The organism is Oscillibacter sp. PEA192 (assembly GCF_003574015.1).
GTDB classification, from domain to species: domain Bacteria; phylum Bacillota; class Clostridia; order Oscillospirales; family Oscillospiraceae; genus Oscillibacter; species Oscillibacter welbionis.
This window is the reverse complement of record NZ_AP018532.1, coordinates 1,235,961-1,248,772: the sequence shown is the minus strand read 5'-3', so window position 1 is coordinate 1,248,772 and position 12,812 is coordinate 1,235,961. Positions and strand designations below refer to the sequence as shown.

At 64.0% G+C, this 12,812-nt stretch carries 11 protein-coding genes and 1 pseudogene; 1 reads left to right on the top strand and 11 read right to left on the bottom strand.

The features are described from left to right. Window positions 1–34 precede the first annotated feature (34 nt). Together DN611_RS06020 and DN611_RS06015 are read right to left on the bottom strand one after the other, a co-directional pair. Window positions 35–931, bottom strand: coding sequence for a L,D-transpeptidase (locus DN611_RS06020; protein WP_021749419.1), 897 nt, complete (start codon window positions 929–931; stop codon window positions 35–37). Window positions 932–1,123: 192 nt separating this feature from the next. Beyond that, window positions 1,124–1,342, bottom strand: a complete 219-nt coding sequence (locus DN611_RS06015; RefSeq protein ID WP_256264511.1) for a helix-turn-helix domain-containing protein — start codon at window positions 1,340–1,342, stop codon at window positions 1,124–1,126. Between the two features lie 141 nt (window positions 1,343–1,483). Between DN611_RS06015 and DN611_RS06010 the strand changes: the two genes are divergently transcribed. Then, window positions 1,484–1,732, top strand: coding sequence for a hypothetical protein (locus DN611_RS06010; RefSeq protein WP_119310876.1), 249 nt, complete (start codon window positions 1,484–1,486; stop codon window positions 1,730–1,732). Here DN611_RS06010 and DN611_RS06005 read toward each other — a convergent pair. The 9 genes and pseudogenes from DN611_RS06005 to DN611_RS05970 all read right to left on the bottom strand — a co-directional run bounded on the left by DN611_RS06005 (window position 1,725) and on the right by DN611_RS05970 (window position 12,761). Further along, entirely contained in the window at window positions 1,725–2,528 is an 804-nt protein-coding gene (locus DN611_RS06005; RefSeq protein ID WP_021749416.1) for an energy-coupling factor transporter transmembrane component T family protein, read from the bottom strand. The genes DN611_RS06010 and DN611_RS06005 overlap by 8 nt on opposite strands. Then, window positions 2,522–3,388: an energy-coupling factor transporter ATPase gene (locus tag DN611_RS06000; RefSeq protein ID WP_021749415.1), complete on the bottom strand. Its 867-nt coding sequence runs from the start codon at window positions 3,386–3,388 to the stop codon at window positions 2,522–2,524. The genes DN611_RS06005 and DN611_RS06000 overlap by 7 nt, the downstream gene beginning before the upstream one ends. 18 nt (window positions 3,389–3,406) lie before the next feature. Then, entirely contained in the window at window positions 3,407–4,255 is an 849-nt protein-coding gene (locus DN611_RS16950; protein WP_256264510.1) for an energy-coupling factor transporter ATPase, read from the bottom strand. A gap of 84 nt (window positions 4,256–4,339) precedes the next feature. Beyond that, a pseudogene (locus DN611_RS16945) lies at window positions 4,340–4,690 on the bottom strand (VanZ family protein); the annotation flags it as partial. A 175-nt stretch (window positions 4,691–4,865) separates the two neighbouring features. After that, on the bottom strand, window positions 4,866–5,729 hold the full coding sequence (locus tag DN611_RS05990; RefSeq protein ID WP_021749412.1) for a class I SAM-dependent methyltransferase: 864 nt from the start codon (window positions 5,727–5,729) through the stop codon (window positions 4,866–4,868). A 150-nt stretch (window positions 5,730–5,879) separates the two neighbouring features. Next, window positions 5,880–6,461 carry a flavodoxin family protein gene (locus tag DN611_RS05985; protein ID WP_119310874.1) on the bottom strand — a complete coding sequence of 194 codons (582 nt, stop codon included), beginning with the start codon at window positions 6,459–6,461 and terminating at the stop codon, window positions 5,880–5,882. Window positions 6,462–6,586: 125 nt separating this feature from the next. After that, window positions 6,587–8,308, bottom strand: a complete 1,722-nt coding sequence (locus DN611_RS05980; RefSeq protein ID WP_119310873.1) for a glycosyl hydrolase family 18 protein — start codon at window positions 8,306–8,308, stop codon at window positions 6,587–6,589. A 175-nt stretch (window positions 8,309–8,483) separates the two neighbouring features. Then, a complete protein-coding gene (locus tag DN611_RS05975; protein WP_394802912.1) occupies window positions 8,484–9,824 on the bottom strand; it encodes a 2-hydroxyglutaryl-CoA dehydratase in 1,341 nt (446 codons plus the stop codon). Between the two features lie 3 nt (window positions 9,825–9,827). Beyond that, entirely contained in the window at window positions 9,828–12,761 is a 2,934-nt protein-coding gene (locus DN611_RS05970) for an acyl-CoA dehydratase activase (RefSeq protein WP_051319934.1), read from the bottom strand. Window positions 12,762–12,812 lie beyond the last annotated feature (51 nt).

Genomic DNA, 12,812 nt, shown 5'->3' with positions numbered 1-12,812 from the left:
GTCCTGCGCCTCTTCCGCCAGCGCCCCGTCCCGTTTACGGCCAGACCAGCACCGGGGTGTTGGTGACGGGCCAGCCCGGCGCCAGCCGGTCCTCCTTTACCGTCCAGGTCCGGACAGGGAACTCATATCCCAGGCCCAGGCCGTCCACGCAGAAGAACCGCACCTCCAGCTGGTCCCCGGCGGCGCAGGATACCGTCCCGGTGCCCTCCCAGGTGCCGGATTCCTGGCCGGAGGCGGCCGGGATGGTCTCCTCCAACTGACCGTTCCGGTACAGGCGGAATGTCTGCTCGGAGGCTGCGGCCGCCTTTTCACGCAGCCGGACGGCGGCGGTAATCCGGGCTTCTCCTTCCTGCAGGGCCGCCTCTCCGCTGCGGCTGGACAGCGCCATCGGCAACAATCCGGTGGCACGGCCCTCATAGAGCCGCTCTGTGGCCGTATCGCCGCCGGTCCGGACCGTCACCAGAATCTGGAGTGAGGTGCTGTCCGCAGGCACCGCCGCCTGACCGGAGAAGATTCCATCCCCGGACCGGGTCAGCTCCACCTGGGCCAGACGCTTGCGCTCCGCGCCGCCCTGATAGACATTCAGGGTGGCTTCCGCCGACTGGTCCGGCGTAGTCAGGGTCAGGGACACCCCAAGCTCCACCTGATGGGCCGCGGCGTCCAGCCGAAGGGGCGTCAGCTCATAGCGCTCCAGCAGCGACTCCTCCGGCTGCGGGGCGGTTTGGGCGGCCGCTCGTTCCAGCGCCTCCTCCTGCTCCTGGAGGCGGTTTTGTGTGCTTTTCAAGTCCAGGCGGAGTTCTCCCACCTCCTGTTGGAGCGCGGAATACGCCGTCTGAAGTTCCCCCAGCTGTCCTTGCGTCTCCGCCAGGGCTGCTGCCAGCAAAACCACAGCCGCAGTCAGGGCCCAAAGCCAGATGTTCTGCTTCTTCATAGGACTCTCCCCTCTCTGCCAAAACACAGCCGCTCCGAATCAGGCCATGTCCACTATCCATGATTTCCAGTCATGCGTCCGGACGGATCTCGATGATTACCAGCTCCGGGCGATTGAAAATGCGGGGCAGCCGGACGGCAGACTGTCTCCCCTACATTCCCCCCGGAGAAAATCCTCTTCCGGTGAGGCCGGTCAGCGGTTGACCGCCGGGTTGTCTGTCCGCCCCAGCAGATAGTCCACAGAGCAGTCCAGATAGTCAGCGATGCGTTCCAGCTTTTCCGCTGACGGAATCTGTCCGCCTTTTTCCAGGTCATAGATAAAATTCCGGTTGATCTGTGTCTGCTCCAGCAAATTTTTGACTGAAATTTTCTGCGCTTTGCAGCGGGCCTTAATTCTGGCTGAGGTAGTCAAAACATCCAAAGGACCATTCCCTTTCTTAAAATACAGTTTTTTCTGATCGTTCTGTTGACTTACAGAAATTTCTGTATTATACTGGTTTCATCATTCCGAAATGATACCATAAAAAGCTGTATTCGCAAAGGAGTGTCTCCTATGCCATCCGTTTTTGAGCTTCTGTTCGATACCTACGGCGACCATCTGATGCAGGAGCAGGCGCCCTATGATGAGGCGGAAATCCAGGCGGCGCTGGACCGGATGTCCATGCCGCAGGACATGCAGATCCAGGTCTGTGATCTCCTCTCCAGCCGCTATCTCCGCTGGGGCACGGCTGCCTTTGCCATCGGCCTGCGACTGGGCCTCACCCTGGGCAGCCAGTCCGTGGACCGGCAAATCGTTACGTAAATTGCCGCAGGACGATGATCCCCGCGGTGACGGCCAGCCCCAGCGCCAGGGCCAGATAGTCCCGCCCCTCGTACTGCAGCACATGGAGCTTGGTGCGTCCCTCGCCGCCGTGGTAGCAGCGGCACTCCATGGCCACCGCCAGCTCGTCCGCCCGGCGGAAGGCGCTGATGAACAGCGGCACCAGAATGGGGATCAGGGCCTTGGCCTTCTGGATGATATTCCCGCTCTCAAAGTCCGCGCCCCGGGCCTTCTGAGCGGACATGATCTTGTCTGTCTCCTCAATCAGGGTTGGGATGAACCGCAGGGCGATGGACATAATCATGGCCAGCTCATGGACCGGCACATGGATTTTTTTCAATCCGCCCAGCAGGCGCTCCAGCCCGTCGGTGAGGCTGATGGGGCTGGTGGTGTAGGTCATCAGGAACGTGCCCATGATCAACAGCATGATCCGCAGCACCATGAACACGGCGTTCTGCAGACCCTCCGCGGAGATCCGCAGGAAGCCCAGCTCTGCCAGGATGTGCTCTCCCGGCGTGAAGAACAGGTTCAAAATGCCGGTGAACACGATGATGAACACCACCGGCTTCAGCCCCCGCACCAGGGATTTGATCCCTACTCGGGAGATGCGGACACACACTGCCAGCACCGCCGCCAGAATGCCGTAGGCCAGCAGGCTCTTGGCGCAGAACAGCGCCACGATGTAAAGGACCACCAGCAGGATCTTCGTCCGGGGGTCCAGGCGGTGGGCCACGGTGTCGCCGGGGAAAAACTGGCCCAGGGTGATGTCCTTCAGCATCCCGTCTCCCCCCTTCTCAGCGCCAGCAGCTCCCGCTCCAGGGCCTCCACGGTGTAGACCGCAGGGTCGATGGCGAGGCCCTGCTCCCGCAGGCGCATGGCAATACGGGTCACCTGTGGCACGTCCAGCCCGGCAGAGAGCAGCTCCTCCGCCCGGGCGAACACCTCCGCCGGAGTCCCGCTCATCAGCACGTGAGCGGACTTCAGCACCAGGATTCGGTCTACATTCCGGGCGATCTCGTCCATGCTGTGGCTCACCAGGATGATGGTGCGCTTTTTATTGCGGTGGTAGTCCCGGATGTTGGCCATCAGGTTCTCCCGGCCCGCCGGATCCAGTCCGGCGGTGGGCTCGTCCAGCACCAGCACCTGGGGGTCCATAGCCATGACCCCCGCCAGGGCCACCCGGCGCTTCTGGCCGCCGGAGAGCTCAAAGGGGGACTTGTCCAGCTGATCGTCCCGGATGCCCACCAGGCGGGCGGCCTCCCGGACACAGCGGTCCAGCTCCTCCCCGGTCTTGCCCTGGTTGATGGGGCCGAAGGCGATGTCCTTGTACACCGTCTCCTCAAACAGCTGGTACTCCGGGTACTGGAACACCAGCCCCACCTGGAAGCGGACGTCCCGGATCTTCTTCGGCTCCGCCCAGATGTCCTTCCCATGGAGCAGGATCTGCCCCGACGTAGGCCGCAACAGGCCGTTCAGATGCTGAATCAGGGTGGATTTGCCGGAGCCGGTGTGGCCGATGATCCCTAAGAACTCCCCATCGTACACGTCAAAGCTCATGTCCTCCACCGCGCTGCGCTGGAAGGGCGTGCCCACGCTGTACGTGTGGGTCAGATGTTGTACTTGCAGTATCGGTTCCAATGTTCTCTTCCCTTCCGATTACTTGGAAACGGCGGCCAGGATGGCGTCCGCGCACTCCTCCACCGTCAGGGCGGTGAGGGGCACGTCCAGCCCGTCTTTGCGCAGCCGGTCCAGCAGGTCCACCGTGTCCGGCACCGTCAGTCCCATAGACCGCAGCCGCTCCACCTGTGTGAAGACCTGCCGGGGCGCGCCGTCCATAATGACTTTTCCGTCGTCCATGACCACAACCCGGTCGGCGTCCTCCGCCTCATTCATGTGGTGGGTGATGAGCACCACAGTGATGCCCTTCTCCCGGTTCAGCCTGTGAACGGCGGAGAGCACCTCCCGCCGGCCCACCGGGTCCAGCATAGCGGTGGCCTCATCCAGCACGATGCATTCCAGCTCCATAGCCAGCACGCCGGCAATGGCGATCCGCTGCTTCTGGCCGCCGGAGAGCAGATGGGGCGCGTGGCGGGCGAACTCGCCCATGCCCACCGCCGCCAGGGCGTCGTCCACCCGCTGCCGGATCTCCCTGCTGGAAACCCCCAGGTTCTCCGGGGCGAAGGCCACGTCCTCCTCCACCACGTTGGCCACGATCTGGTTGTCCGGGTTCTGGAACACCATGCCCACCGTCCGGCGGATGGCCAGCAGCAGATGTTCGTCCAGGGTGTCCATTCCCTCCACATACACATGGCCCCCGCAGGGCAGCAGAACACCGTTGAGCGTCTTGGCCAGGGTGGACTTGCCGGATCCGTTGTGGCCCAGCACCACCACGAAGGAGCCCTGCTCAATGGTCAGGTCCACGCCCTTCAGGGCCAGAACCGGCTCCGCTCCCTCGTCCGCCGGGTAGGCGTACTGTAAATTCTCCGTTCGGATGATCTCCGCCATAGCTGTCCTCATTTCGTCAGTCTTGTATTTGCCGGACCCTGAACCGCCGGGTCCAGCCGGGGCTGCCCGGTCCAGCAGGCACCAGCTCCAGAAGCCGCAAAAGGCCCCCAGGGTGTTGAGCCACAGGTCGTCGATGTCAAAGGCCCGGCCCACCAGCAGCTGCCAGCACTCAATGAACCCCGTGACACACAGGCCCGCGGCGAGCGCGCGTTTCCACGTGCACCCCCGCCACAGCAGGGCGGGGAAAAAGCCAAAGGGCAGGAACATGATCAGATTCCCCGCCAGGATGTAACCGTCGCCCAGGGTCCGGAAGGGAACCAGATTGACAGTCCCCGGAGCGAAGAAGGGATTCCCCTCCCCGTTCCAGCCGCAGCCCTGAAGCAGGTCCGCCAGGGCCTGGACGACCCATCGGGGCGTCAGGGTCACCAGGGCCATGCCGCCGCAGAACATCCAGAAGAGGGCCATCCCCGCCTCCCGGACCACCGGACTGGCAAGGCCCGCGGCGGCGAGGTGCCGCCGGCGCCGGGGGCTCAGGCACCCAAAGAGCGCCAGGGCAGGCACCGCCCCCGCTGCCAGCGTCAGCAGGTATGCCGCAGTCCGTCCCACGGCCTCACTCGCTGCACCAGCGGCCTGTGGCACCGCAGGGCAGAGCCAGGCCCGTCTCCGTCACCGGCAGGCCCAGCTCGTCCCAGGTGCACTTGCCGCCGTATTTGGCCCCCACCAACAGATGCAGCAGATACCCCAGCACCGACGGGGCCAGGCCCGTGGTGTAGGAGTTGATGAGCACGAACAGGGGCCGCTCCGACAGCACGCCGGCGCAGAGCTTCACGAAGTCGTAGAGGTTGTCCTCCAGCTTCCACACCTCGCCGCCGGGGCCCCGGCCGTAGCTGGGCGGGTCCATGATGATGGCGTCGTAGGTCTTGCCCCGGCGGATCTCCCGCTCCACAAACTTGCCGCAGTCGTCCACGATCCAGCGGATGGGGGCCTCCCCCAAGCCGGAGAGTCTGGCGTTTTCCCTGGCCCAGGCCACCATGCCCTTGGCCGCGTCCACGTGGCAGACGCTGGCCCCCGCCTTGGCGCAGGCCACCGTGGCCCCGCCGGTGTAGGCGAACAGGTTCAGCACCCGGATGGGCCGCCCGGCGTTCCGGATCTTCTCCATGGCGAAATCCCAGTTCACCGCCTGTTCCGGAAACAGGCCCGTGTGCTTGAAGTTCATGGGCTTCACCTGGAAGGTCAGGTCCCGGTAGCGGATCTTCCAGCTCTCCGGCAGGGTCTTCTTCTCCCAGTGGCCGCCGCCGGACTGGCTGCGGAGATACCGGGCGTTGGCCCGCTTCCAGGCGGGGTTCTTCCGGGGGCTGTCCCAGATGGCCTGGGGGTCCGGCCGCACCAGGTACTGCTCTCCCCAGCGCTCCAGCTTCTCTCCCCCGCCGCAGTCCAGCAGCTCATAGTCCTGCCATTGCTCCGCGATCCACATACCAAAATTCCTCCAGACAAACTCTTATCCATTGTAAATCATGTTATTATACCGCCTTGGGACCGTGTCCGTCAACCGTTTGGGGCGGTTTTATCCCGCCCATGCGCAGAAAAAGAGACCGCCGGGCGGCGGTCTCACAGGGGCTGTGCTTCAATGCACGGCATCCCACAGCTCCCGGGCAAAGGCCCGGGTGCGGGCCTCTTTCTCCGCGTCCATGAAGGGGACGTCATACCCCAGGTGCCGCTCCGCGTGGCTGCCCAGAAAACGGAGCTGGGCGTGCTTGCAGTACCGGCGCATCCCCTCCTCGAACAGGTCGCAGCCCCGCTCCGGGCGGTAGCCGCAGGTCAGCAGCAGAGCCAGGGCTTTCCCCGCCCACAGGGCGGGACCTTTTTCCGCCCCGTAATACTTGTCCATGCCGTACACCAGCCGGTCCAGCAATGCCTTCATGGGCGGCGTGCAGTACCAGGAATAGATGGGCGTGGCCAACACGATCAGATCGCACGCCAGCACCTTGTCAAAGATCGTGGGCACGTCGTCCCGCTGAGCGCAACCGAATGCCGTCCAGTCCCGCTGGCAGGCCCGGCAGGCCGTGCAGGGCCTGATCTCCAGAGCATGGAGCCATACAGTTTCCGTCTCCGCCCCCAGCCCTTCCAGCTCCTGCCGGAAGGGGCCCAGCAGGGCGTTGGTATTGCCCTGTTTTCTGGGACTGCCCATCAGAATGCACACCTTCATCGAATCGCTCCCCCTTCTCTGCCGGCCAATCTTGTTGGTTCCATCATACCTGGAACGGGACGGTCCGTCAAGGAGAGGACGCATGCAGGGCCGGGACAGTATGTCCCGGCCCTGCGGCACTCTGTTCAGTTCTTTTCCAGCAGTGTTTCCAGCCGCTGGAGGATCACTGCCGTCTGGGCCCGGGTGGCGGAGCCGGACGGATTCAGCGTGCCGTCGGACCGGCCCTGGAGCAGTCCGGCAGACACCGCCCAGGCCAGGGCCTCCCGGGCATAGTCCGCCACAGCGGCGCTGTCGGAGAAGCGGCTCAGGTCCGTCCGGCCCGCGGTATCCGCTCCCCTGTATTCCGTGTACCGGAACAGGATGGCCGCCAGCTGCTGGCGGGTGATCCGCCCCTCCGGGCGGAAGGTGCCGTCGTCAAAGCCCCGGACGATTCCCTGCTGTTCCGCCCAGGCCACCGCATCGGCGCAGTAGCTGTCCGCCGCCACATCGGTGAAGGGAGGCGTCCCCGCCCTGGGTCTGCCCTCCAGTCGGTAGAGGATGGCGGCGATCATGCCCCGGTTGGATGCCCGGTCAGGGGAAAAGGTGCTGCCGGTGGTCCCCTGCATCAGCCCCGCCTCATACACATATTGGACCGCCTCTTCATACCACGCGCCGGGGGGTACGTCCCGGAAGGGATTATCCCAGGTGCTGCGGAAAGCCCCGCTGGCGGCAGCGATCAGCTCTCCCCCATCGTCCTGGGAGATCTCCCAGAACCCCACGCCGCCCAGACCCAGAGACCGGGCCAGCTGTGCCTTGGCAGCGAGGGACATGGCATCGTCGTAGGAGACGAAGGTGCGGTTCCCGTAGAGCCAGGGCACCTGCGCCTCTTCATGGCGGAACTGGCGGTAGTCCGTGTTGTCCAGATAGCTCTTCTTCAGCATCTTGTAGCTGACGGATTTGGCTGATGTGTAAGTGCTGTACAGGCCGTTGTTCTGGGCCTTGACCCCCTGGTAGGCATAGCCGTACAAAGGCATCCCCAGGACGATCTTTTCCGCCGGGATACCCTTTTTCAGATAGGCCTGTACGCAATCGGAGATGCTGCTTCTGCTCTGGGGCGAGGTGCCGGAGGGCGCATACAGGGGTGCGTTGAAGTCCGCGTAGGTATCCCAGGTGCCGTGGAGGTCATAGCCCATCACGAAGATGTGGTCCACAATGGCGGCCACCTTCACGGCCTCGATCTGGTTTAAGTACCAGCTCCCGGCGGCGCCGGCGATAGTGAGGGCATAGTCCTTCCCGTCCCGGCGGCCCTGCCGATCCAGCTGCTCCCGCAGCTCCTGAAGCAGCAGAGTGAAGTTCTGCTTGTCCGCCGGGCGGTGGATGGTCCCCGCCGCGCCGCCGGATACCGGGTACTCCCAGTCCAGGTCCACCCCGTCCAGGCCCTGCTCCACCACAAAGTCCACACAGCTGGCAGCGAAGCTCTCCCGCCGGGCCGCCGTGGCGGCCGCGTCGGAGAAGTACTGGGAGTCCGACCACCCGCCCACGGAGATCAGCAGCTTGAGATGCTGGTTCTGCTGGCGCAGCTTCCGCAGGGCGGCCAGGTTCTTTTGGTCATGGGCGGGATTCTCCAGAGCAATGGTGAGGGTATCTGGGTCGATCTGGGCAAAGGCGTAGTTGATCTGAGTCAGATGCTCCGCCGGGATTTGGTCAGGGGTGAAGCCCTGGTAGGCCGCCCATCCGGCGTAGTAGCCCACCGCCTCTCCTCCGGCGGAATATGTACGCTCTTCCGCCTCCGTGGGGGTGCCCAGCAGCAGGGCCGCCATACACAGGACGGCCAGCGCGGCGGCGGTTCGTCTGATGAAATTTCGCAAGGGAAAACGCTCCTTTTTCAGATGATCGTCACCAAAATGCGTGTGTCGTCACGCCCTATTTTACCGGAACGGGCTGCGGGCCTCAAGGCACAAATGCTGGGAGCACGGCCAGAAAACAGCAGCGCGGCAGACCCTCTCGGGTCTGCCGCGCCGGCACTTCCAGTTATGGCTTTGTTTATACGGAGACTGTCTGAGGCTCCGCCGCGCTCTGTGGGGTCTCTGCGGGCGCCGGAGTCTCCCGGGCACTCTGGTCGGCAGTCTTCTCCGCCAGCCGCTCCCGGGCCACTGCCAGCATCAGCTTGATGCGGTTCTCCTGATTCACCCGGGTGGCGCTGGGATCGTAGTCGATGGGGGTGATATTGGCCTGGGGGTACAGCTCCCGGATCTTGTTGATCATCCCCTTGCCGCAGATGTGGTTGGGCAGGCAGCCGAATGGCTGGGCGCAGACGATGTTCTCGTACCCGGCCCGCACCAGCTCGATCATCTCGGCGGTGAGGAGCCAGCCCTCACCCATTTTGTTGCCGGTGGAGATGACGCCGTCCGTCAGTTTCACCAGCTCCTGGAAGGGCAGGGGCGCGTGGAAGCCGTTGTCCTTCAGGACCCGGATCATCACCTTCTCCATGCCCTCGATGTAGTCCAGGATTACGCTTGACACATGCTTTTCCAGGAAGGTGCCGCCATACAGCCGGGCGGTTTCGGAGGGGTTGTAGGCGCAGTACTGCACAAAGCCCATCAGGCCCGGCAGGTTCACCTCGCAGTCCTGGGAGGCCAGGAACTTCTCCAGGTCATTGTTGCCCAGGGGGGAGTATTTCACGTAGATCTCCCCTACCACGCCCACCTTCACCTTGGGTACCCGGTGAACGGGAATGGCGGCGAACTCTGCGGCGATCTTGGGCATGGCGGCCTTGATCTCCCGGCCGGACCAGCCCTTGTCCTCCATGACCCAGCCGCAGATGGTGTCCAGCCACTTCTCCTGCAAAGCGGCCGCGTCCCCCTTGTGGGTCTCATAGGGCTCCGTCTGGGCCTTCAGGGCCACCAGCAGGTCGCCGTAGTAGATGCAGGCCAGGAGCTTGCGCATCAGGGGCAGGGTCATGGGGAAGCCGGAGTCCTTCTCCAATCCGGAGAAGTTCAGGCTCACCACCGGAACCTGGCCGTAGCCTGCCTTCACCAGGGCCTTGCGCAGCAGGTGGATGTAGTTGGAGGCCCGGCAGCCGCCGCCAGTCTGGGTGATAATCAGGGCGGTGTGGTCTAGATCGTACTTCCCGGAGCCCAGGGCGTCCAGGAACTGGCCGATGACCAGCAGGGCGGGATAGCAGGTGTCGTTGTGGACGTATTTCAATCCCAGCTCGCTGACCTGGCTGCCGCAGTTCTCCAGCAGCTCGCAGGTGTAGCCGGCCTGCCGCATGACGGCCGCCAGGATGCGGAACTGCACCGGGGCCATGTTGGGAATCAGGATCTTATGGGTCTTTTTCATTTCAGGGGTGAACTTGGGGTAATTCTGGAATTCCAGCTCCATGTCTCACGCCTCCTTTCTGGCAGTTTCCCGGGCCTCGTCCTGCTCATCCAGGGCAGCGAACAGGCTCCGCAGCCGGATGCGGACAGCGCCCAGGTTGGTGATCTCGTCGATCTTCAGCTGGGTGTACAGCTTGCCGCCCGCCTGCAGGATCTCCCGTGTCTCGTCGGAGGTGATGGCGTCCACGCCGCAGCCGAAGGAGACCAACTGCACCAGGTCCATATCCCGCTGGGTGCAGCAGTAGCGGGCTGCCGCGTAGAGACGGGCGTGGTAGGTCCACTGGTTCAGCACCGTGGTGGGGAATTTCTCCACCCGGTTGGAGATGGAGTCCTCCGTGATGACCGCGGCGCCGGCGCGGGTAATCAGAGTGTCGATGCCGTGGTTGACCTCCGGGTCCACGTGATAGGGCCGGCCTGCCAGCACGATGATCCGGCGGCCCTCTGCCCGGGCCTGGTCGATGATCCGTTCCCCCTCCTTGCGGATGAGGGACATGTGGTGGGCGTACTCGGCGTAGGCGGCGTCGGTTGCCTCCTTCACCTCGCCCTTGGTGATGTCCGGGAAGTAGCTGCGCAGGATGGTGAAGATCTTTTTGGTGAAGTCCTTGGGCCGGTGGAGGCCCACATAGTCATAGATGAACTTGGTCTGCTGGACCTCTGGGCAGTTGCCGGCAATGACCTCCGGATAGTAGGCCACCACAGGGCAGTTGTAGTGGTTGTCCCCCAGCCCCTCATCCAGATTGTAGGTCATGCAGGGGTAGAAGATCGCGTCCAGGCCAAGCTTTGCGAGGAACTGAATATGACCGTGGGCCAACTTGGCGGGGAAGCAGGCGGTGTCGCTGGGGATGGTGCCCTGCCCCTTCAGATACAGGTCCCGGCTGGAGAAGGGGCTGTGGTACACCGCGAAGCCCAGCTTGGTGAAGAAGGTGTGCCAGAAGGGCAGCAGCTCCCACATATTCAGGCACAGGGGCAGCCCGATCTTGCCCCGCCTGCCGGGGACGGGCTTGTAGCCCAGGATCAGCTTGCGCTTGTATTCGTAGAGGTTCCGCTCCCCGGTGTCCGCCTTGCCGGTGACGGGCCGGTCGCAGCGGTTGCCGCTGATGAAGGTGGCCCCGTCGGCGAAGGTGTTGATGGTCAGCTGGCAGTTGTTGCCGCACAGGCCGCACACCCGGCTCTCCGTCTCCTGGCGGAAGTCCGCCAGCTCCTGACGGTTCAAAAGCGTACTGGTCTGATCCGCCCGGGCCTTTCCCCGGCCGAACAGGGCGGCGCCGTAGGCGCCCATGAGGCCAGCGATATTGGGCCGGATAACCTCTACGCCCATCTCCTTCTCAAAAGCCCGCAGCACCGCCTCGTTGTAGAAGGTGCCGCCCTGGACCACGATGTTCCGGCCCAGCTCCTCGGGAGATGAGGCCCGGATGACCTTGTAGATGGCGTTGCGCACCACGGACATGGAGAGGCCGGCAGAGATGTTCTCAATGGTGGCGCCGTCCTTCTGGGCCTGCTTCACGCTGGAGTTCATGAACACAGTGCAGCGGCTGCCCAGGTCCACAGGCCGCTCGGCAAACAGGCCCAGCTGGGCAAACTCTTTCACGTCGTACCCCAGCGCCTGGGCGAAGGTCTGCAGGAAGCTGCCGCAGCCGGAGGAGCATGCCTCGTTCAGGAAGATGTTGCTGATGGCGCCGTCCTCGATCTTGAAGCATTTCATGTCCTGGCCGCCGATGTCAATGATGAAGTCCACATTGGGCAGGAAGTGGCGGGCGGCGGTGAAGTGGGCCACCGTCTCCACCACGCCGTAGTCCGCGTGGAAGGCGTTTTTCGCCAGATCCTCTCCGTAGCCGGTGGTGGTGACGGACGCCACATGGAGGGCCGGATGCTCGTCATAGAGCTCCTGCAGCACCTGCCGGATGAGGGGCACCGGGTTGCCCAGGTTGGGCCGGTAGTCGGAGAAGAGGATGCGGGCGTCCTGGTCGATGACCACCAGCTTCACGGTAGTGGAGCCGGAGTCGACGCCGATGTGCACCGGGGCGGCGTAGTCCGCGCCGAAGGGCACCTGGGGCACCGTGGCCTTGGCGTGCCGGGCCCGGAACGCCTCATACTCCTCACGGCTGCTGAACAGGGGCGGCAGGGAGCGGTAGGTCTCCGCCGCGCCGTGCTTCTGCAGGTCGTCCGCCACCTGGTTCAGGTCGAATTCCTGGTCGGAATAGAAGGCTGCGCCCAGGGCCACGTACAGCAGGCTGTTCTCCGGACAGGTGCCCTGGACCCCCAGGGTGTGGTCAAAGCTCTCCCGCAGGACTCGGGAGAAGGTCAGGGGCCCGCCCAGGTACAGGACGTTGCCCTTGATGGGCCGGCCCTGGGCCAGCCCAGCAATGGTCTGGTTCACCACCGCCTGATAGATGCTGGCGGAAATATCCTCCGCCTTGGCGCCCTGGTTGATGAGGGGCTGCACATCGCTCTTGGCGAACACACCGCAGCGGGAGGCGATGGTGTACGTCTTCTCCGCCCGCTGAGCGGCGGCGTCCATCTCGTCGGCGCTCATTTTCAGCAGCGTCGCCATCTGGTCGATGAAGGCGCCGGTGCCGCCGGCGCAGGAGCCGTTCATCCGCACCTCCATGCCGCCGGTGAGGAACAGGATTTTGGCGTCCTCACCGCCCAGCTCGATGATGCAGTCCGTCCCCGGGGCCAGCTTGTTGGCCGCCACGCGGGTGGCAAACACCTCCTGCACGAATGGGACCTGCACGCTCTCCGCCATGCCCATGCCGGCAGAGCCGGAGATGGCCAGATCCGCTTTTGCGCCGTGCTGATCCGCCACCCGGCGCAGCAGCTCCTCCGACTTTTCCAGAATATGGCTGTAATGCCGCTCGTATGTACTGTATACCAGATTATCCGCATCGTCCAGCACCACGCATTTGATGGTGGTGGATCCTACGTCAAGTCCAACTTTCAACTCTGCTTCCTCCTTCTGGGAAAACGGTTGCGTCAGAGTTTTCAACAGCTA